The organism is Pseudomonas sp. s4, from assembly GCF_046764235.1.
Lineage (GTDB): Bacteria > Pseudomonadota > Gammaproteobacteria > Pseudomonadales > Pseudomonadaceae > Aquipseudomonas > Aquipseudomonas asiatica.
In genome coordinates this window covers 3,825,482-3,845,854 of record NZ_CP177209.1, presented here as the reverse complement: position 1 = coordinate 3,845,854, position 20,373 = coordinate 3,825,482, and the positions used below count along the sequence as shown (strand labels likewise).

Sequence of the window (20,373 nt, the reverse complement as noted above, 5' to 3'; positions counted from 1 at the left end):
AACATCCCTTTCCATAGTCAGATGCCAGAGAGGGCATCTCGATGAGCTTGAATCATCTCGGATCGCATCTGCCTTGCGCAACTGACAATTTTTTTCCGATCTGCGCCGTGCGCCCCCATTGCAAGTGCCCGCGCTCTGACTGACGTGGTTACATCGTAGTGCGGATAGAGCGTGTTGGACTGAAACCAGCTGCGCCTTAAGCCGAGCTTGTGGGCAAAGGTGTGTAACTCATCCAGAGAATCTGCAACCAGATGGCTCCATTCGCGGCCGCGCCACTTTATTCCTTCCGCGTCAACATAGACTGCCATGGTGCTCGCCTCGCACAGGAAAATGTGCAAGTATTTTCTGCAAAATTTGCAAAAAAAATCAATCAAATGAATGCATCAGAGCTTGGTAAAAATATCAAAACTGTGCGGATTCAGCGGGGATTAACCCTTAAAAATCTGCAAGATAGCACAGGAGTGCACTATACACAGATCTCCAAAATGGAGCGAGGTGGCTGCAAGCTGTTGAGTAAAAATTTGCTAATTATTTGCAATTTTTTGCACATGTCAGCCACCCCTGGTAATCAGGTTGTTCCCTCCGATGAGCTGGCCCAGAGAGTGCAGGCGCTGGTGCGCTCATGGCCGCAAAGCGAAGGCGTGATTCGTCATTTCCTGGAAGTGGTTGAAATGACGCTTAAAGGGGGTCATGTATCCTAGTTGTCAGCCTTTCACCGTGTTGCCAGTCGGATTCATTGACGATGTCGCTGGGCTATCGCTGATCATGTCAGTGCTCGAGAAAAGCGGCTCATCTCTCTAGACAACGATAAGCAGCAGGTCGTAAGCTACCGGCAATTTGAGTTTAGGGATGGCTATTTGCCATCATTCAGAGCTGCCGAGGCAATTGCAAGGACATCAAATGCGTCGTGGTTACGTCTACACTGTCTCTCACCAGGCGAACAGATTGCGGCATTTGGCGTCCTAGAGTCAGGCCCAGCGACAACGCTGGAATGAAGCTCTCCTGCGCGAAGCAGGGTTATGTGAACGGACTCGCTCGACCATGGATCAAACATCGTCAATGTTGTGTAAATTCCCCCAAGCCTCAGTCACTCCGCTTCCTAACGGACTGTTTCATGCCGTAGAACGTTTGAGCATGGGCTTTGACTGGGTCTCGCCACTGGACCCTCAGATCATGAGCAAACTCGCTTCGTTGGGCGACGGTATTGCGAAATGGTTGCCCCGAAAATTTGAAGTAAGTACTTCAGAAGTTAAGGCGAGTGTCGGTCCTGTCATTCCAGGTCAGTCATCAACAGCTGATGATGGTGGGTTATTCGCTGTTCTGTTTGATGATAACCAAGATGCGAATGCGCCTTTTGATGTTAAGCATGCAGAAGTCATTATAAATAATGAAGGCTTCATGTTTACGGTGCATGCCAGGTATGACGGTTGGGAAAAGACAAAGGCGCAGGCGCACGAGTTGTTTGCGGTGTTTTTTGATGAAATCATCAAGCATGTCACTTTGAGCGCCATTGAGTTTCGAGTCTCCAACATATTCAATCTTGAGAAATTCACGGGTCGGCTCGACGATGTTTTGGATCTTGAGTGCGATTCATTGCCTCGGCGAATATTCAAGGCGCATGGGCTTTGGCACGTCGATGAAGGATACTTCGATGATCATCATGAGTCTGAAAGCGAGAATTTGCTGGTAAATTTGAACGTATCGAAGGTTCAAAGTGAAGATGGAAAGATGCTGCATGTTCGTACCATGCATCAATATAATTTCCATTCCGAGTCGAATGTATCGCTGGGTCTTTCGGAATTGTTTGAGCGGTTCGAATACCTTCATGGTATTAATAAGGCGCTTTTGGCCACTGTTCTTAATGAGCAGACTGCAGCATTGATTGGGCTGGTGGATGAAGCTAGGAGGACGATATGAATGCCGTTCTTTCTACCGTTATGAAGTCTGAGCCGACGATCTGGCGGCAGTCCTATCAGTCATCGCACACCTTGAAGTCGGATCAGTACGACAGCGGGTATCTGGCAGAAGTTGCAGCTTCAGGCTACGCGCTAATGTCCAATCACCGGGCTGTTAACTGTAAGGCTGCCGATGCTGCTTGGCCGCGCGATATGTTGCTGAATATGTTTATGAAGGTGTTTTCTAGTTCGGTGCGCTCTACGACGGCCTACGATCAGTACACGCTTTATCTTAATATTAGCCGGTCGGTGGTTGCGCTAAACTCTGAGGCAGCTCTGAAAGAACAGCATCAGCTGCGAGCCTTTTTCCATGGCGGCCATACACAGCTGACATTAGAAGTTCCTGTTGAGGACGCGCTACCTGATTACAGTTATGCTTTCAACAGGCTCAATACGTTTGTCAATGAGCAAAAAGGTTGGGACGGCTACGGTGGCCTGCCGGCGTCTGAGAAGGCAGCACACCAGGTAGAAACCTTTTTGAAACTCATGCAATGCCGAGGTTTAAGAGTGCCCGGCCTGGCGATGGGCGGCGATGGTTCAGTTGCTGTGGTATGGAATACCGATACTCGCTACGTCTCAGCTGACTTTGATGGTGGCCCAGAGTATTCGTTCTTCATCACTGAAGGTGAAGAGTACATAACAGGGGGCGCAAGCCCATCCGATAAGCTAGACAGTGAACTGTCCCAATATCTGATTAAGTATTTCACGGATGACTCATACTCCCATTTGTAGTGCTTGCCTCGCGGCAATGCAGGCGGGTGGCCAGGCCGAAAAATTTGCAGAGCGCATTAGCGTTCTGCTGACCTGTGCACAGGGCTGCTCTCTGCCGGACCGGACGGTAAGCAAAGATTCTCCGTATCCTGTTCGTGACGAAGAAGTTATAGCAGCGTGTGCGAGCCATCCGTACCACTCCGCGAGCGATGGATCTCCCACGCATAAGGTGTTTGATCGCGCGTTTACTCAAGGGCTGTCTGTGACCCGACTCGGAATTCAGAGACTGGAGGACGTCCTGGCTTTATGCGCAGGGATCGACGCTACTAAGAAGGCCAGAAATCCTAAAAAGCATCCGGAGCTTCGATCATTGGGTGCCGTAACGCTCAAGGTCAACCAAGTGAGGGATGTACTATTTCCTGGCTGCAAGAGCCTGGCCTTTCGCGTCTACGATACGGCGAGACCGAAGGATACAGCGCATGCCGACATTGTAGGCACAAAGTATTTTGGGGATTCAGATAACCTGGATAAGAAGGTTGAGCCGTTACGTAACCACGTGCAGTACGTGCTCGCCAAAAGAATGAATCTAGTGCCTTCCTGATGCGTATGACCAGCGTCTTGCCTAGATTTTCCAAGGCACAACGCTGGCATGATACTCTAAGTGCTCCTGATTCCCCGGATTAATTCCAGGAAGCTGGCCTCCCTCTACGGCCTCGATCTTTAAGGCCTTGGAACCATGCATCAATTTCGGCCCTAAAGTCTTTCGAGAACCCGTTTCGGTAGTTTCGGAAATGTGGATAGAGGTCGTCTCCTTTAAAATTCCGAAGGTGCTCGGGAATTTCTATGGCGCTTGCACCCCAGTAGACGAAATCTTCCCCAATCAACACGTTGTCAGAGCCGGTATCTCGGGCCAGGTTATTTCGGTTTAATCTTCCCTCTGGCAAGCTGTGATGAGAGTCTTCTTGAATCCAGTCATCGCCGTGTCGACGATAGATGTTATCTCCATAGGCCATGCTTTTGCTCGCACGTAAATTGGGGCGCTTGATTTTGAATGCATCATGATCCCAGTATTCTTGAAAGGTCATTTTCTGGGAGACTCGCATGGCGAAGATTATTTTACCTTCCAGCGCCAGGGCTTTGCTTCCACAGCCGATAATAATGTCTCCTACTCGGGCGCCTTTCCTGATCTGTGGTTTGCATGTCCCTAGGGTGCAGACACCGTGAAACGGGTTTGGCGCAAACCCGTAATCCCTCACGAGCTTGTACGAGAATACTTTAGGGCTCATTGGCATTTAACCCTCACAATGTCACGTTGTTCACGTAAACTTCCGTCTGCGCACTCCCAGACCGGTTCACCGCTGATGACTTGATCTAGCCGTGTGCTGCCAATCGTCAGTACGGCGTAGGCATGTTCATCGAACACCGTGGGCAGTAACTCGACGTTTTCGGTGATGGCCACGATACGGGTGCCGCACGTTGCAGCATGTTCGGCCGCGGCTTCCAAGCACTCGAAATGCTCCTCAGGGATTAGGAAAATGCTGATTATGGCGTTATCTATGCAGCTCTGGATCTCGTCGGAGACCGGCTGTTCCGCCTGAGCAGCCTCGACCTCGGATTGGTCGGCTTCAGACATGCAGACCTCGAATCCTTGCTCGTTCAATTGTAACGCGACCGCCTGGGCCTTCTGTTCAAGCCCTGTTGTGAAGACAATGCACGCTTTATCACTGCTCATCAATGAAACTCCTCAATTACGTGTGGGGATTGTGGTTCTTGAAGGGGATCTATTGATCCTTCGCTCCAAGCTGCATACGAGCCAGTTAACTGTTACTCGTCACTGCCTTCGCGGAAGCTAATCGTGTGATTCTCGAAGTCTGCCAGCACATAGCCTTTTCGTTTATCAACGAGCTGCCGGAAAATGCTGAATCCGTCCATAATTGCCTTCTCCCATTGCCATAATGCGCACCAAGCCACCTCATACCCCCTGACAAAGTCCTGAATCGACTTGAGCAGGTCGTAGTCGACGTGATCGACGTTTTCGAAAAGCTCACATTCAAGCCCCCGGCCAAAAATAAACGTGGCCACTCCTTCCTCGATGAGAATGGCGCGTGCACCGTCCTGGTTTTCATCGATTTCAGGATCGCATTTACGTTTCAGGTGCAAGAGCGCTCGCAATACGGGTGACCATCCCAGATGAACGGCGAATGCCAGGTGGAAGACATCGTGGAATCGATAGTCATCACGCTCCATCTTGTTGACGGTCAGGCGATCGCCAATGATGATTTGGTTGCATTTCTGAATGACGTATTGCTTCTCGCCGGCGGTTTCCTCGGCGATGTAAAACTCCAGTCGAGCGGGGAAGCGTTCATTTTTTGGCATTGCGGCATCGAAGCGCGAGGGGTAGGTGGTTTCGGCCGGCCAACGGCTGAAGGTTTTCTTGAGGTTTCCAAGCGCGGCGGCGCTCATGTCCACGTCGGCGGAGTTGGCAGCTGCGACCAGCGCTCGAAAGGTTTCCACCATGTGCGCAGAGAGCTCGTCGCGGTTGCGCTGAAATGTGCCGCTCTTAAAATCGTTGAGCAGATCGCCCACGCACCCGGCTAAAGTGAGCACTTGAATGCTGAATGACTCTTCCGAAACAGGTTCGCCGTTTCGAGCCTGCAGGTCGGCAAAACCCACGCTGGAATGCTCGGGTTTCACGCGCTCCCAGTCTTCGAGTCCTCGAAACGCCTGTTGAGCAATCGTGGGCAGGTCCAGTTGCGCTCGCGTGGCCAGCGTTGAGAAATACCAGAGCGTGTCACCGAGCTCCTCATGAATGGTGGCGCTGTAGCGCTTAAAGGTTGCCCGATCGCGCTGTAATTTCTTGAAGGCACTCATCAGGCTGCCGACTTCGCCGAAAAGCCCTAGAATCGTGAGTTCCAATCCGCCATCGGGCAGCTTGTCGGTCGTGCGCGCAATGCGTTGGTATTCGCTGATACTCAGCCTGCCGTTACGTATTTCCGGTGGCAAGATGACGAACTGCTCTGGCGCCCCTGACAGGTTGGTACGGTTTTGCGGCGAAGATGAAGTCTGTGCGTCCATGCTGCCCCCAGGCTGAACTGAGATCTTAGGCTCGACCGTCAGCTATGAAGATCGAATTGATATCATCATGATGGATCCCCGGCGAGCTGTTCAAGCCCCTTTAAGGGCATTCGGACGGCGCGCTGTTGTCTGTCGAGGGCAGTGGCGAAGATTTCTGTCTTTGCCACGGCGTTTAGAGTCAGTGCCCCCCGCTCTGACGTTAAAGGGGGGCTATGACTGGCGATGCATGTTGACTTAAAAGTATACCGAACAAGTCTTTTGGCTTAAGCGTTGTTGTCTCAGGAATGAGCTTTTAATTTAGTTATCTGAAGTCCGACATTTACGGCGCTTATGGCCATCACACGAAGCTCAAAGCCTTGGTATTTAATCACGTGGCCCACTTCTACGCCGTCCAGTGCTAGGCTGGCTTGACCTGGACTTCCAATGGACAAAAATGCAGTGTAGCGTGACGGCGAATTGACGTAATTGGTGCCTCTCACCGAGATAAATAACTGATCATCGAGTGCCGCAGTGGTTTGACCTGTCGGTACTAGAAGGCTCATGCCCGTCGAACCGCGATGCTCCGCCGGTCGATTTTCTAAATAAGCCATATCTGGGGGGCAATTTTCACGAGAAACGACTGCTTCAAGCTTCCGAGCGGGGAGCTTGAGTGAGTCCGCGCTTCGCTGGAGGTCCAGCTTGAGCGTAGTGATTTGCTCGCGCGCGCTACTTAGCTCGTGCTGACTGACCTCTAACTGTGCCTTGTAGAGGTCGGTGATAGCTTGGTTGCTATTTCTACCTTCCGCTTTCCCGGCTACGTACACGACGAAGAATCCGCCAATCGCCACGGCGACCACCACGTTTAATCTGTTGAAAATTTCCTTGTAGCTCATTCATGTTCCTTGATTTCGAAGGTGCTGCGAGTTTGCGTTGATCTGTTGAGGCGTCCTTGCATCGCTGTTCTAGACAGGGGGTAATTCGAGTGGCGGAATCTCCTAGGCTTGATGTATGAATGTCACTAATAATTTTTTTATGATGCTCCCGACGCCTTTGCCTCGTGTTATATCTACATTTTTCTTCGCTGCGGGCCAACGCACGCAACGTCTTCTAAGGTGCTCCCGGGTTTTCGTCAGTGTCCCGGCTGTGGAAGAGGCTTATAGGATATTGCCGATGAGTGATAGAAACGCGCCCTCGAACGCCCGTCCGCCGGGGGGCGTTTACCTCTCGTGCTATGCCACTGTGCTTAAAGCGGTGGACGCCCGATATGACATTCGCGGCTACGTGTTAGCTCGGATGGTCAGGCTTTGCCTGCAGAATCGCGGTACGGTACCACTTGCACTGCGTGCCCAGTATGCGCAGTACGCGCAAAAGGAAGCTTTTGCATTCTTGGAAGGTTGTGCCGTCCACTTACTGTTCGGTCCGGCAGGTCGCTTCTCACCGCATGAGTACCGTTACCAGGTGAATGTGGACCCGTAGGTGCGCTAACACATCGCCGTGGGCACAGGGACAAACAAATTCAGCGAACGTCTCGGGGTTCGAACAAGGATATTCATGGCCGCCATCTACGACTATTTAATAAAAATTCGGGCTGGGGAGCCTATTAATCTTGAGGCGCTCTTCAATCGGCTGCTGGCTTGCGGGATAACCGGTAGCGAAGCCAGTCGTATACTGGTTGGGCAACGGTTACCCAGAGGCGCTGCGCGCTACGCCGTGATCATTCAAGATGAGGAGGCCTTCGCGCAGCTGCTAGAGCGCTTCACACCGTCAAAGATTGCTGGACGTGTGGGCGCCGCGTTAGACGGGAACAGCCATAGGGCAGGGGTGTCCGAAGCCTTCCTCTTGCTGCGATCCGAGCAAAACCCTCACCCGATCGTCGCCATCACCGAAGAAGGGCACTGGTTGGCGCCCCGACCGTTGGCCAAATACGCCGTGATTGTTGAAAACCTGGAGAACTTTCTAAGATTTTCCGAAACCTTAGCCTTTTTGCGAGAGCTACTGCCGGCTGCGGCCACTGACGTAGAGATCATTTACGGTTCCGGCAATCAAATTACCAACAGGTTAAACGGCCCATTGCTGGCTCGCTTTCAAGCTTTGTACTGTCTTTTTGACGTCGATCTCGGTGGATTGCGCATGTTCAAGACCCTCAAAGCACTCGTCGCCAGCCAACCCATTCATTTTCTGACCCCCGAAGACATACCGTCACGGCTGGCGCGCTCCAAATTTGTGCTCAGCTCGCTACAACGCCAGGAACTGTTCGCGTACTACCGCAACCTATCCGCAGAAACGGACATGCTGATCGCCCACATGCGAGCCGCTGGCAAGACACTCGAACAGGAGACTTATTTGGCTCCGTCACACAGGGACGTTGAGGATTAATATGTCCAGTATGTTTCATGAAGCGTTCAAAATCCGTCAGATAGTGCTGGTCAATAGTGGCGCTTACTGTTATGCGAAAATCCGCATTGATCAACACACGGCACTGCTCGGTGCCAATAACTCTGGCAAAACATCATTGCTCAACGCGCTGAAGTTTTTTCTGCTGCCGGAAGAAAATCTTAATGATTGCGTGAGAAAATTTGGTTTCAAAAATGCCGATGGATTCTACAGTAAAGAGCAGAGTTTTGGTTTCTATTTTCCCGATAATAGTTCGTTCTTAATCCTTGAGGCTGAGAATCCCCACGGTCCTTTTTGTACCGTGATCAATCCAGGCTTGCGCTCGTTCAGTTACGAACGAACGTGCGTGCCCGTTCCTTACTCTGCCATCGAGCATGTGTTTTGGGATCATGAATCACTGGCCAACAATGGCGCAGGGGCGCCGATCACGGGGTTATCCTGCGCCACGGTGGCCGCACAGTTAAAAACGGTGGGGGGATTGGTGGTACGGGATGTGGAGAACATCAAATCTCGTTTTTATCGCCATCATCCTAGTCGTCCTGATTTGGGACGCTTCTGCTTGTTGCCGCTCAGTCAGGGAGGAAAGTCACGGGAGATCGAGGCTTGGAAAAAACTGATTCACCTAGCGTTTGACATCGCGGCCAAGGACAAGCGCACCCTGCCCGATACCATCGCGACCATTATTGAAGGCAAAAAGGATCGTAAGGAAGCGGAGTTGAACGTCAACTTGCCGGCAATCCTCGAGCGGTACTCGGCACTCAAATCAACGAAACTGAGATTACAAGGGGTCCGCGCAGCCAAGCCGTTATGGGATCAATTTGAGTCCCGGTATTTCGCGCTGCTGGATAATGGCACCGCTCTAATCAATCAGTTGCAGGGCGCGGCGGCTACGCTAGAGGATCTTGACGGATCACATGCCGAGCGGCATCAAAAAAAAATAGAGCATTATCATGCGACCAGTCTGGCAGCCAAGGCCCTGACTATTGATGCAGAGCGGATCGCGGCGCAGTGCAAAGAAAAAATCGGGGGCATACGGGAGTTGGAGCGGCAGTTTGGGCGCATCAAACAGGATTCGTCCGCCCTCTCAGCAATCATTCACACGTACCCCAACATGGCCACTGAGGAAATCATCGAGGCGATCGAGGCAGCCACAACAGAAGACCAACAGAAGGTCGTATCGCTCAAAGACGCAGAGGTGTTCCGGCAAGAGTTTGAGCAGAGGGCGCGTGAGCTTAATGCTGATCAAGCACGAGCCGCAGTGCTGAAGTCCATCTTGAAAGACAGCAAATCCACGGTACTGGATCTGCTGCCGGTGGAGTCTTCGACCGTACTCTATTCGCTAAATCCAGTGGCATTTTCAATTGAGCGAGATGTTCTCGAGGAGCACCAGCAGGCCGCGCTCCGCGCTTTTACCGCCTTGTTTGGCGCCCATGAAAATGCTTTGGTTTTCCTTGATCAAACCACCCCGGTACCGATCAAAGCGTACGATGCGGCAATGGTTACACGCGAGCGCGATGAAGAGCTGGCTACGCTATCGCGGCGCATGCGTACGAATCAGCAGCGGATCACGGAAATGGCCGGCGATGCGCGGCAGAGCTTGGATCAACTGGCGATGAAGGTGCGGGTGTTAGAGTCACAGATTGACAAGGATAAAGCCAATATCGGGTTGCTCAAGCGTAAAGAGTTCGTCGAAACCGAGTTCGCCCGGGTTAAGCTTGAGTTAGCTCGCGCTAACGACGAACTCTTACAATTCACTGCGAGTCATCGTGAAATCAGCGAGCAGTTGGCGGAAGCGAAAGAACTGCAGGGTGTCGCGAACCAGGAACTGGAGGCGTCAAAGCAACTCAGCGATAAATTGAGTGGGTGGTCGAGGCGGGTGAAGGAGTTGCTGTTTTTCCGCTTAGACTTTCTACGGGAGGGCCTGGCGTCCGCTGAGCAGCAGCTAATCAACGTCGACGACACCTTAATCAACAATCTGGAAAGTCGCGCGTACGAGTTGTCCAAGGACTTCGACGCACTGAAAAAAGCCAGTGGGAGCCTATTGGATGCCGTGCCCGATGTTGAAACGGAATTCGAACCTTTCAGTAGCGCAACTCTTACTGCGCTGCGGCCATTGTACGAGCGCTACGCACTGCTCTACGGACGCTTAGACTTGGAGGAGTATAACCACGACCATCATGTCAGTGAACATAACGCCGACACGCGTTTGCAGATGCAGTCGATTGAGCATGCTAAACGGTTGATCGCCGACTTCATCAAAAGAATTGAAAGCCACCTGGCCGATATCAAAGTTTCGAACATTGATGAGGTTTGTATTGAATATACATTGCATCCACAGTTTGATGAGCTGCTGAAGACGGTCAAGTCAGTCAATATGTTGGGTGTCGATTTGCCCGCTGATGTGTTGTATGAGCGCATCGGGAGCTTTTCATCTGAATTCTTCGATGGCGATCAACGTCGCGATGGGCGGCTGAACATGGCACGATTGTTGATGGGGGTCGAGTATAAGGTAAAGCTGGCCGGGCGTGACTATTTCACTTCAGAAAGCCAATCTACAGGAACGTCCGTGATGATTAATAGCCGGCTACTTGCATTTTTACTAAAGGAGTTATTGCAAGTAGATACTCAGGTCAGCCTGCCGCTATTGATTGATGAGATTTCTAATCTCGATGCGAAGAATTTAGGCGCTGCGCGGGATATTGCCGAAGCGGACGGTTTCTTTATTTTTGGCGCTACCCCAGACCTGACGCCCAATATCGGCAAGGTTATAGGAAATTACGTCAATTTGGATTACTTTAGGGCCAATGAGCTTTCTTATAACCGAGAGCGCACAATCCTTTATACGGGCATCAATGAGTCACTCACAGCTACTGTGGATCGTTCGGCATGATTGTGAAGGCCGAAATCGCGCTCATCCAGATGATTCAGCACAAGGAAATTTTCTTTGATCTGATCGATGCCATGGACCAAGTCGATGAAGGCGACGAAATCCGTACTGTCATGTATCAGCATAAACTTCGCAGGCTGCTCGATGATGTAGCACCGATTCCGCAGGCACAGTCGGCTCGCGAGATTCCGGCGGAGCGTCGCCGACTGGAAGCGGCGCTCTGTGTGGAGAATCTGCAGCGGACAGGGTTGATCAGCCAGGTTGATAACGCCCGCGGTGTGTTGGTGTTTGCTCCATTCGTAATTGAAATGTTTCGTCATTTTGATAGTTCTCGGCTCCGTCACCTCAGCAGTGCCGACTATGAGGTGATCCGCAAGACCTTGGACGACCTATTCTGCGCTTTTGTCCGCTTGCCATCACTCAGCATCAATGACATCACCTTTAAAGAGCATGTCGTAACTTTACGGCGGGAAATTCGCACGGCCACCAGCAAGATGAAGGAGTGCGTTGCTTCGCTACAAGGCTGCCTGCAGCGTCTCAGCGAAATCGTGGAGAACGCCGATTACGCTGAAATCAGTGAGGCAAGCAGAGCCCAAGAAGCGTTGGCGGAAATCAACGTGATCTACATGCGCAATATTCTGCCGGCCCTGCAGTTTTTGGACGAGGAGCCCGAGATCAAAGGAGGGGTCTCTGCGTTGTCGGCATTGATACGCGTTGGTGAACTGCTTGAAGGGCATGGTCACGCGAAGTTAGTAACCTCCATTTACTATGCAGTTGAATCAATTCGCTCCTATCGCCACGATATTTCGGTCATCAGTGCTTCGCTGATGCGCTATGTACAGCAAAGTGAAGCCCATCGGATGGCATACGATCGTATCGAGCGTGCATGGCATCGCTTGTATAGTGTTGTGAAAGAAAATCAAGATGGCAGCTTAAAAGACAATCTGATCCCGACATCACATGCAGTGCTCGCCAGGATTGATACGTTCGCCGGATTGAAGGTCCGCTACTTTGAGGCCAAGGTCCAATGGCCTGAAAGTAATCCTCGTCTAACGCTCAAGGAGCATTTGCGAGCGGCGCTGCCGAAGATCAGACGGCCCGCAGAGGTTCACACGCTGTCTAATTCGCAGAATGACGATTTAGGTAAGGAGAAGCGCGAGCGTGACATCCGTTTGTTGGCAATCGGCGAGCTGGCAGGGAACTGGCCGGCAAGTGCGACGCAAGACGTGCACTTGGCTTTGCATAATTATCTGCGCACGCGCGTGGACGAGTACGAGCTGGCAGATCTCTTGGTGTCTCTGGAATGGTTGAAAAAGCGGGAGGACCTCATGATCAAACCGATGTTCAAAATGAGCATCCTGGAAAACGGAAGCCAGCGGCTTCGCTACTATAACCTTCAGCTGGAGCCAGTCGATAATGTTTGAACCCGAGGCAGCAGAGGCGGGCGCACAGCACGGTTTAAACCGCCTGCTCTCCGTCGAAATCTATAATCAGTTAATGAACGGCAAGATGGTCAATCGGACGACTTTGACTGAAGGGGCCTTGAGATCAAATCCGCTGTTTGAGGAACTGCTGAACCACTTTGACCGGTACCTCGATCACTATGCGTTAATGGGCTACGAACTGGTCCTGCGCGACGGCTTTGCATTCGTCCGTTCCCTTGATATGAGCGAGAGCAAAGATGAGTTGGCCAGGAGCATCCAAGGCATCTTGCTAGTGCTGTTCCGCGGCGTGATGGAGCTTGGTCTAACCATGGATGCTTTGTTGAAAGACAGTGCAGGGCTGTCGAACGCACACATTGAGGAAATTGGTACCATGCAGGACAAGCAGGAAGTACTCCTCGCTTGCGGTATGAAGGTCGGCTCCTTGCTCGATCATATTAAAAAGCTGGAAACGCGTAACATTGCTTTTCGAAATGCCAAAGGCTATCTGGTGCTGACCGAAGCTGGAGTGGCTTTTTTCAATGATCTGTTGGCTGAGGGAGACATTGCTCCGTAAGGGGGAGGGCTGAGCCGACCTGCACTCGATTTCTGTAGTTGGCGCTGCGTTATGATCAGTCGAACGGCCGACACCATCATACAGGCTAGTTCGGTACTGGGACCTCATGGCAAGGTGCTCGTAGAGTAATCTTGACGTCTCAGTTCCTCGCATATCCAAGCGCCCACCCTCCATGGAACTTCGACAGTCGGCCGGCATAGGATCCGGTCTTCGTAATGTACTTGAGCTGGCTATGGTAGACAGTCAAAAGGTGTAGCCAGAATGGCGGCGGTGCTGACCCTTTCATGATCTTCGGTAAGCGACTTGGCTGATCGAGGATTTTGCTCGTACTACCGGATAGTTTCGACGGGTAGTTTTCAACCCTTGCGGTTACTCGGAGGCTTCTAGAAACCGCGACAGCGATCGACCCAAAGTATCGAACACCAATGCGATACGCTTCACGCGCCGGAGGTCATGGTGCATTGCAATCCATACACCTACTTTAAAATCGACCCGTTTCGGTAGCACCCGCACCAGCCCATGCCGCTTCGCCAACTGACTTGAGCACATACCAATTCCCAGTCCTGCTCTCAGTGCCGAAAATTGGGCTAAATGATCATCTGTTCGAATGGCCGTGCGGTCCGCCGTGCAGAGATATCCCTGTTGCCCTAGGAATGCTATCTCCGACAGATTGCGATCCGGGCCAATTAGCGGATACTTGTCTAATTCGCTTTCATGGCGAGGTGTACCATTCAGCGCTACCAGCTCTTCAGTTGCGTACAGCCCTAGCCGAAGATCCCCGACATGGCGGGTCACCACTGTAGACTCGGTAGGGCGATGAATACGCACCGCGACATCGGCCTCTTGCATCGCAAGATTCTCCTGGCGATTGCAGACGCTCAGTTCCAGCTTCAACTCGGGCTGCGCATTGCGAACATCTCGCAACAGAAGAGGCAGCACTTCAACGCTCATCAAACGACTACTTGTTACGCGCACGGTGCCCCTTGGCATGCTGGATTCAGCAGACGCGGCACGGGTGAATGCCTCGGCAGCCAACGCCATAGACTCGGCATGGCCAGCCAGCTCTCTCGCAGTGTCGGTGGGCATCAACCCCTTTGGCGAGCGTACAAACAGGCTCACCCCGACGCTATGCTCTAGTTCGTCTATACGGCGCCGAGCAGTGGCTTGCGCTACACCCAGTGCTCTTGAAGCGGCGGAAAGGCTGCCGGTTCTCAGGACTGCTAGGAAAACGCGCTGGGTTTCCCAATGAAGCTGCGGTGTATTCATACATTTCCTATGAGCTGCTAGGTAAGTTTGATCAGTTTCAATCATACCTAGACTCACGCATGCTTTCCCCGACCCTACCTTGTCCATCACGCGCCCATCCGCGCCCCACGAGATAAAGCTCATGATAATTTCGGGAAGCTGCCGCTGCGAAAACGTCACTTTTGAGACCGAATGCCAACCTGTCATGACTACCGCTTGCCATTGCGTCGGATGTCAAAAAATGTCCGCCAGCGCATTTTCTCTGACTGCACTATTTCCTGCGGCAGGCTTCGCAGTTACCCACGGCGAAACTGTCATCGGTGGTCTGCATGGACCGACTCGCCATTATTTCTGCGCACACTGTCTGACGTGGCTATTCACCCGCACTGCCGGAGTTGAAGAGTTCGTCGGTGTGCGCAGTAGCCTGTTGGAGAACCCGCAGCACTACCTACCGTTCATGGAAACCTGGACGAGAGAGAAATTACCTTGGGTGACGACCGGGGCATCGGTCAGTTATGAAACACTCCCGGAACCGCAGGATTATCCAGCACTGATGTCTCAATTTCGAGCCAGGCGTTAGTAGAGAGATGGCCGGCTACTGTGATGACTTGCATCCCTCAGCCGATTGCCTGTTTTGGCCGATTGCTGCTACCTGCACGGGGGAGGATGGTATTAGACACGTTTCATGAGGCCATTAGTGCATGGCGGACTCTGGGCGAGGTGTAGCGTTGGTTAACCGCTGGCCTAGCGGCCTAAGGCTAGTCCCCGTTACTGGTGTAAAGAAAGCGATGTCGTCGCCATCGCACAATGGCGTGTCCAGTGTGCACAACTCCTGGTTGCGCGCACATCAGGTTGGCCTGGCCAAGGGTTTTCATCCATGGGCCACCACGGTCGACTAGCCGTCCGCGCAGGTCGCGCAGACTGGCCAGCGAGGGCTCCCATTGCAGCGTCTCGCCCTCGCTGCCGAGCAGTTCGCGATAGCGGGCGAAGTAGTTTACTCGGATCAATGCGCGACCTCGGCTTGGTACTGGCCAGAGCGACCGTCAGATTTCCGCAGCAGGCGCAGCCAGTAGACCTGTAGGGTCAGTTGCTGGCCGCGGTTGGCCAGACTGGTCAAGGGAATGGAGGATTCGGGTGTGTCGTTCACCTGAGCCCTAGAGGCGTGGGGGTGGGCTGCAGTTGCGGGCAGAGCAACAGCCGGGCTTCGGCGAAGCATTGCTGGGCCAGGGCCGAGTCCGGTTCACTGCGGCGCAGCAGCAGGCCGACCGCGGCGTGGATGCTGGCATCGGAGATCGGCAGGATATGGATGTGCTGGCTCAGGCCTTCCAGGCCGTGGTCCAGCGGCATGATTGCGCAGCACAAGCCAGCGCAGACGCCTTGCACCAGCTGATAGGTGAAGTCGCTGTCAAGGACTTCGGGTGCAGACCACGGCTGCGGAAGCTCAGGTCAATCGATTGGCGGTAATGCATGCCCTGGGACAGCAACCCTAGAGGCAAATTGGCGATGGCTTCCCAGGTTACGCGCTGCTGGGCAGCACTTGGTTGTTGATCAAGACCGAAGGTATGCTTGAGTCGCGCATGCGTCATTACAGCCGTCCGCTGACCTACCTGCTGGCGCTGGTGATCGTGGTGATCGTGGTGATCTGTGCTTGGACTGCTTGGCTGCATGACGACATCGCCCAGCGCTGGTTCGGCGCTGATCGCGGTGCTGGCGGTGGTGGCCGTGGTGGTGATCCAGAAGGACCTGCGCAAGCGTCACTCGCACCTGCCGTTCATTGCCGTGGTGGGGCTGGTATTCCTCGGTTACCTGGGCCTGGCGATCAGCATCTGGCCGAACATCGTGCCGCCCAGCGTCACCCTGTGGCAGGCTGCCGCGCCGCTGACCAGCCAGTTGTTCGCTCTGATCGGCGCGCTGTTCATCATCCCGATCATTCTGGGCTACACCTTCTGGAGCTACCACGTATTCCGCGGCAAGGTGCAGGCAGGGGATGCCTATCACTAGGGTTTGTATGAAAAGTCGCCGAGCGGCGATCAGGCAAGGCGAAAACAGGCGAGGAAGCGGAGTTTACAGGTTGTAAATGAGCATTCCGAGCCTGTTTTCAACGCAGCATGATCGTCGCGCAGGCACTTTTCGTACAAAGCCTAGCAGTCGAGCGGTGAAGCACGCTGGTGCAGGGGCATATCACCTGCACCAGCACGCCTGGTTGCGTTGCTTCTGTTATTCGGCTCATTGAATGCGCGGCAATATTTCGAACCTTCAAAACTGCATCAAGGATAGCGTTTCTATGGATGATCACGAAATTGAACCCCAGGCCGTCGACAGTGCGATTACCCGCAGCGCAATCTTCCTGGTGGCGACATTCAACCCGGGCGATGACAGCCGCGACCGTGTGCGTGCCCTGTGCGCCGACCTTGGCGGCCTGGTTCGCTCGGTCGGCAAACGGGTGCCGAGCGGTAACCTGTCTTGTGTCATCGGTTTCGGCGCGGCGGTCTGGGACGGCCTGTTCAGTGCCCCGCGACCGGCCGGCCTGCATGCTTTCCGTGAGTTCGGCAGTGGCGAGCGCAAGGCCGTCGCCACGCCGGGCGACATCCTCCTGCATATACGCGCCGAGCACATGGACCTGTGTTTCGAACTGGCCGCGCTGGTGGTCAAGCGCCTTGGGCAGGCGGTGACGGTGGTCGATGAAGTGCAGGGCTTCCGCTACTTCGACATGCGCAGCATCATCGGTTTCGTCGATGGCACGGAAAACCCCGGGCCGCGGGAAGTGGCCAGGTTCACCTTGGTCGGCGATGAGGATCCGCACTTCAGTGGCGGCAGCTATGTGCTGGTACAGAAGTACCTGCACGACATGAGCGGCTGGGAAGCGTTATCCACCGTGCAGCAGGAGCACATTATCGGCCGGACCAAACTTTCCGATATCGAACTGGACGCCTCGGTCAAACCCAGTTGTTCGCACAGTTCGCTGACGACACTGGAAGAAGGCGGCCAGGAGATCAAGATCCTGCGCGACAACATGCCCTTCGGCCGCCCCGGGGCCGGCGAGTTCGGCACATACTTCATCGGATATGCCCGTTCGCCGGCACCGATCGAGCAGATGCTGGAAAACATGTTCGTCGGTAAGCCACCAGGCAATTACGACCGCTTGCTGGACTACAGCCGGGCAATGACCGGAGGGCTGTTCTTCGTGCCTTCGGTGGACTATCTGGAGGGGTTTGGCGAATGACCATCATTCGCCACTTGTATCACCACCGAGACTTAGAGTTTATGCTTTGAGCCCGCGCCAACCATCACGCACCGCTGCAAGCACCTCATTCCAATTACCATCTCTGGTGAGATGTGCTAGACGCCTCCCAGATCAGTGCGTCAACTGAGCTTTGCAGTATCCACACGACGTTTTTCCGATTTATCCCCATGCTCCTTAGACGACATCAAGAGTTTTCCTCGTCTTGCTGGACTGGTCAGCGAGTAAACATAATGGGAGAGAGAAGCGTACGGTCACGCAAAGGACAGGCATTACGATGAATGAGTATTCGGAAAGCTGGCGGCACCTGAAAGCAATGTTGGCAGGTTATGCGAGGAACGAGCCTGACGTTCGGGCTCCTTCTTACGAGGATCAGCGACACGCGAAAGCACTCTCCATTTTCCTCAACCTCGCCGATCTGGCGACCCCGAGTCTTAATCGAGAAACGGTGGAAGCGGTGTTGACCGGTCAGCTCGAATGGCCTCGGACAGAAGGAAAACCATACCTTGGCACCGACATTCCTCTTTCGCGATTCGAGGAGTTGGGGTTGGTATCATTTTACGCAGGCTGGTGTGCTACCCATGCGAACCCTGTGAGAGATGAAACCCTCGTCGACCCTTCCTTAGTTCCGCTCATTGAAACCATTGAGCATCTCAAGGATGTTCAATGGGGTCGAAACGGTTGCATTCGACCGCATTACGCCTGCGGTGAGGGCGATCTAAAGAAGCTACTTCAGGCCGAGTTTGGTGATCGCCTTTCCGCTGAGCAACTGCTGCCCGAGCTGGAACTAGATGATGGCATTTTTAGATTGATGCCCGGCAATCATAACTTCAGTGCTGAGATCAGTACGCAGCTTTGGGTGGATTTGCGCCGTAATCATCCATCTGAAGAAGCTTTCAATCGCTGGATGATGTGCTTTCGGGTGAACTGCGAATGGGCGATGCCCGTCATTTTTGACCGTCTCCAGTACAAGGAGCGCAAAGAGTTCCATGACCTGCTTGCTAACTTTCTCGCAGGTGACCCGGCGCTAGCCACGAGTATCGATTGCTACGTCAGACAGTGCATCAATGAGTACGACTTTTCAGGGCGCATTCGACCCACGGAGCTTCACAGCCAATTTGTAATCGATCAGCGTACTGGTCGATCGGAATCAACGACAGTGGAGAAGGAGCTGCCTAGACCTCAATGTCATCAACTTTGGAAATTATCCATAAATATCATATAATTAGCGCTCAAATCAGTGCATGGGAGAAGCCCTTTTGACTACCTATACCGCATCGCTTGACACCGCCAGCCAAACCCTGGCTTGAAAATTGTACAAAAAATAACCAGCCCGCTCGATTGTCCCGCCTTCATCGCCGCCCACCGCCAGAATCCTCAAGACTTTACCCGCCGACGCCAGCTCACCTTCAAGAACCTCGTCCTGTTCCTGCTCAATCAGCCGCGCACGGCCCTGCAAACCGAACTCGATCAGTTCTATCGCGTACTCAATCAGGCGTCGACTGAGACGCAAATGGTCACTGCGCAGGCCTTCTGCAAAGCGCGCAAAAAACTCAACCCCGAGGTATTTGAAAGTCTCAATCGCCTCCTGCAGCAACAAATTGACTGCTTCGGGCTGCGCCAGAAGTGGCGTGGGCTGAGGGTGCTCGCGGTGGATGGCTCGACCGTGCATTTACCCCTGGAGTCGACCATGGCGACCTTCTTTGGCAGTCACTCTGGCTTTCCCATGGCTCGCTTGTCCACACTCTACGAAGTCGCTGACGGTCAAACCTTGCATAGCCTGATCGTGCCCCTGACAGTCGGCGAGCGCGACTGTGCCCATCTGCACCTTGAGCACCTGCCGGCTGACAGCCTGACGCTGTTTGACCGTGGTTACCCTGGGCACTGGTTATTCGCGCTGTTCGCGCAGCAACAGCGGCACTTTCTGATGCGCCTGCCCTGTGGCTATAACGCCCAGGTCAAAGCGTTTCTACACTCTGGCCAAGTTGAAGACACACAGCTTTTCGTGGCCAACCATCCTGAAGCACGTCTGTTCTGCTCCGAGGCTGGCGTTGATCCTGCCAGCCAGATCGAGCTGAGACTGATCCGGGTCGAGTTGGCCAACGGCGAAAGCGAAGTATTGCTGACCTCGCTGCTGGATCGAGAAGCCTTTCCCGCTGAGGTGTTTGCCGAGCTTTACCACCGCCGCTGGGGCATCGAAACCGACTTCCGTCGCCTCAAACAAACCCTGACGCTGGACAACTTCAGCGGCCGCAGCGTGACCGCTGTAAAGCAGGACTTTCATGCCGCTCAACTGTTGAAGAACCTGGCGCTGTTGATGCAGCACCTGCTACAGCCGGTCATCGAACAGCGCCACAAAGGTCGCAAGCTGCGATGGAAAGTCAACTTCACCCAAGGCGTGTCACGGCTCAAAAATACCCTGGTCGAGCTGCTGGTGCGGCACTGTGCTCAGGGGCTGAGCAATGTGCTGGCCTTGATGGCTAAAAGCCTCAGTGCCGTACGCTCAGGCCGTAGCTTTGCGCGCCAACGCAAACGCGCAGCCAGCCGAGGTTGTGAGGGCTACAAACCGACGCGCTGAAGAAACACCACCGCCCAACCTCCGTGCAAAAAAGCTGGCCACAAGCGGTCGGCATAGGCTCGTCCGGAGAACGAGAAATCTCGCCTAGACAGCCGGAACAGACGATGATCACATCACCGCCAGCCCAGCTAGACCGCCTGATTGAGCGGCAGAGGCCTGGTCATCGCCCGACGGCCATGGCGGCTGGCTGCTTCGGGGGGCTTGCCTTGGGCAGGGCTGCAGCTTAGGTTGATGACATTGGGTGCTTACCTAGCGCACTACTGAGGAAGGCCTTGATGAGCCGTTCTTTCTCAATCTCTTCGACTTGGGC

General features: G+C 53.6%; 17 protein-coding genes and 3 pseudogenes. 12 read left to right on the top strand and 8 right to left on the bottom strand.

What is annotated here, in order from left to right:
• Positions 1 to 17: 17 nt before the first annotated feature.
• A complete protein-coding gene (locus ACK56M_RS17895) occupies positions 18 to 308 on the bottom strand; it encodes a DUF4031 domain-containing protein (protein ID WP_101196635.1) in 291 nt (96 codons plus the stop codon).
• Between ACK56M_RS17895 and ACK56M_RS17890 the strand changes: the two genes are divergently transcribed.
• The 3 genes from ACK56M_RS17890 (at position 252) to ACK56M_RS17880 (ending at position 2,687) form a co-directional block, all read left to right on the top strand.
• On the top strand, positions 252 to 701 hold the full coding sequence (locus ACK56M_RS17890; RefSeq protein WP_411958836.1) for a helix-turn-helix domain-containing protein: 450 nt from the start codon (positions 252 to 254) through the stop codon (positions 699 to 701). The two genes, ACK56M_RS17895 and ACK56M_RS17890, sit on opposite strands and share 57 nt — an antisense overlap.
• A 472-nt stretch (positions 702 to 1,173) precedes the next feature.
• Positions 1,174 to 1,917 carry a hypothetical protein gene (locus ACK56M_RS17885; protein ID WP_157829294.1) on the top strand — a complete coding sequence of 248 codons (744 nt, stop codon included), beginning with the start codon at positions 1,174 to 1,176 and terminating at the stop codon, positions 1,915 to 1,917.
• Positions 1,914 to 2,687: a hypothetical protein gene (locus ACK56M_RS17880; protein ID WP_101196598.1), complete on the top strand. Its 774-nt coding sequence runs from the start codon at positions 1,914 to 1,916 to the stop codon at positions 2,685 to 2,687. Before ACK56M_RS17885 ends, ACK56M_RS17880 begins: the two co-directional genes overlap by 4 nt.
• A gap of 659 nt (positions 2,688 to 3,346) precedes the next feature.
• Here ACK56M_RS17880 and ACK56M_RS17875 read toward each other — a convergent pair.
• From ACK56M_RS17875 to ACK56M_RS17860, 4 genes are all read right to left on the bottom strand, one after another.
• On the bottom strand, positions 3,347 to 3,952 hold the full coding sequence (locus ACK56M_RS17875) for a hypothetical protein (RefSeq protein ID WP_274395428.1): 606 nt from the start codon (positions 3,950 to 3,952) through the stop codon (positions 3,347 to 3,349).
• On the bottom strand, positions 3,949 to 4,398 hold the full coding sequence (locus tag ACK56M_RS17870) for a hypothetical protein (RefSeq protein ID WP_101196601.1): 450 nt from the start codon (positions 4,396 to 4,398) through the stop codon (positions 3,949 to 3,951). The genes ACK56M_RS17875 and ACK56M_RS17870 overlap by 4 nt, the downstream gene beginning before the upstream one ends.
• A 92-nt stretch (positions 4,399 to 4,490) precedes the next feature.
• Positions 4,491 to 5,741 (bottom strand): nucleoside triphosphate pyrophosphohydrolase family protein, encoded by a 1,251-nt coding sequence (locus ACK56M_RS17865; RefSeq protein ID WP_411958835.1) that lies wholly within the window; start codon positions 5,739 to 5,741, stop codon positions 4,491 to 4,493.
• A 278-nt stretch (positions 5,742 to 6,019) separates the two neighbouring features.
• Entirely contained in the window at positions 6,020 to 6,613 is a 594-nt protein-coding gene (locus ACK56M_RS17860) for a hypothetical protein (RefSeq protein ID WP_411958834.1), read from the bottom strand.
• A 658-nt stretch (positions 6,614 to 7,271) separates the two neighbouring features.
• On the opposite strand from ACK56M_RS17860, the gene ACK56M_RS17855 reads away from it, so the two are divergent.
• Genes ACK56M_RS17855 through ACK56M_RS17840 form a run of 4 tightly spaced genes read left to right on the top strand, consistent with a single transcriptional unit; the run spans position 7,272 to position 12,999 of the window.
• Complete coding sequence (locus ACK56M_RS17855) at positions 7,272 to 8,096, top strand: Wadjet anti-phage system protein JetD domain-containing protein (protein ID WP_101196605.1); 825 nt, start codon at positions 7,272 to 7,274, stop codon at positions 8,094 to 8,096.
• Position 8,097: 1 nt separating this feature from the next.
• Entirely contained in the window at positions 8,098 to 11,004 is a 2,907-nt protein-coding gene (locus ACK56M_RS17850; protein ID WP_411958833.1) for a hypothetical protein, read from the top strand.
• Entirely contained in the window at positions 11,001 to 12,425 is a 1,425-nt protein-coding gene (locus tag ACK56M_RS17845) for a hypothetical protein (RefSeq protein WP_101196607.1), read from the top strand. Before ACK56M_RS17850 ends, ACK56M_RS17845 begins: the two co-directional genes overlap by 4 nt.
• Positions 12,418 to 12,999: a condensin complex protein MksE gene (locus ACK56M_RS17840; RefSeq protein ID WP_101196608.1), complete on the top strand. Its 582-nt coding sequence runs from the start codon at positions 12,418 to 12,420 to the stop codon at positions 12,997 to 12,999. Before ACK56M_RS17845 ends, ACK56M_RS17840 begins: the two co-directional genes overlap by 8 nt.
• Positions 13,000 to 13,368: 369 nt before the next feature.
• On the opposite strand, the gene ACK56M_RS17835 is transcribed toward ACK56M_RS17840, so the two are convergent.
• Complete coding sequence (locus ACK56M_RS17835) at positions 13,369 to 14,265, bottom strand: LysR family transcriptional regulator (protein ID WP_101196636.1); 897 nt, start codon at positions 14,263 to 14,265, stop codon at positions 13,369 to 13,371.
• A 121-nt stretch (positions 14,266 to 14,386) separates the two neighbouring features.
• Here ACK56M_RS17835 and ACK56M_RS17830 point away from each other — a divergent pair, with 121 nt between their 5' ends.
• Positions 14,387 to 14,824 carry a GFA family protein gene (locus ACK56M_RS17830; RefSeq protein ID WP_411959625.1) on the top strand — a complete coding sequence of 146 codons (438 nt, stop codon included), beginning with the start codon at positions 14,387 to 14,389 and terminating at the stop codon, positions 14,822 to 14,824.
• Positions 14,825 to 15,007: 183 nt separating this feature from the next.
• Here ACK56M_RS17830 and ACK56M_RS17825 read toward each other — a convergent pair.
• Both ACK56M_RS17825 and ACK56M_RS17820 read right to left on the bottom strand, forming a co-directional pair.
• Positions 15,008 to 15,251, bottom strand: a pseudogene (locus ACK56M_RS17825) (MoaD/ThiS family protein); the annotation flags it as partial.
• A 136-nt stretch (positions 15,252 to 15,387) separates the two neighbouring features.
• Positions 15,388 to 15,743: pseudogene (locus tag ACK56M_RS17820) on the bottom strand (LysR substrate-binding domain-containing protein); the annotation flags it as partial.
• A gap of 18 nt (positions 15,744 to 15,761) precedes the next feature.
• Between ACK56M_RS17820 and ACK56M_RS17815 the strand changes: the two are divergent.
• The 4 genes and pseudogenes from ACK56M_RS17815 to ACK56M_RS17800 all read left to right on the top strand — a co-directional run.
• Positions 15,762 to 16,245, top strand: a pseudogene (locus ACK56M_RS17815) (cytochrome d ubiquinol oxidase subunit II); the annotation flags it as partial.
• A 283-nt stretch (positions 16,246 to 16,528) separates the two neighbouring features.
• Complete coding sequence (locus ACK56M_RS17810; RefSeq protein ID WP_411958832.1) at positions 16,529 to 17,467, top strand: Dyp-type peroxidase; 939 nt, start codon at positions 16,529 to 16,531, stop codon at positions 17,465 to 17,467.
• 295 nt (positions 17,468 to 17,762) lie between these two features.
• Positions 17,763 to 18,710, top strand: coding sequence for a hypothetical protein (locus tag ACK56M_RS17805; RefSeq protein ID WP_411958831.1), 948 nt, complete (start codon positions 17,763 to 17,765; stop codon positions 18,708 to 18,710).
• An 81-nt stretch (positions 18,711 to 18,791) separates the two neighbouring features.
• Positions 18,792 to 20,063 carry an IS4-like element ISPa1635 family transposase gene (locus ACK56M_RS17800; protein WP_004423958.1) on the top strand — a complete coding sequence of 424 codons (1,272 nt, stop codon included), beginning with the start codon at positions 18,792 to 18,794 and terminating at the stop codon, positions 20,061 to 20,063.
• The last annotated feature ends 310 nt before the right edge of the window (positions 20,064 to 20,373 follow it).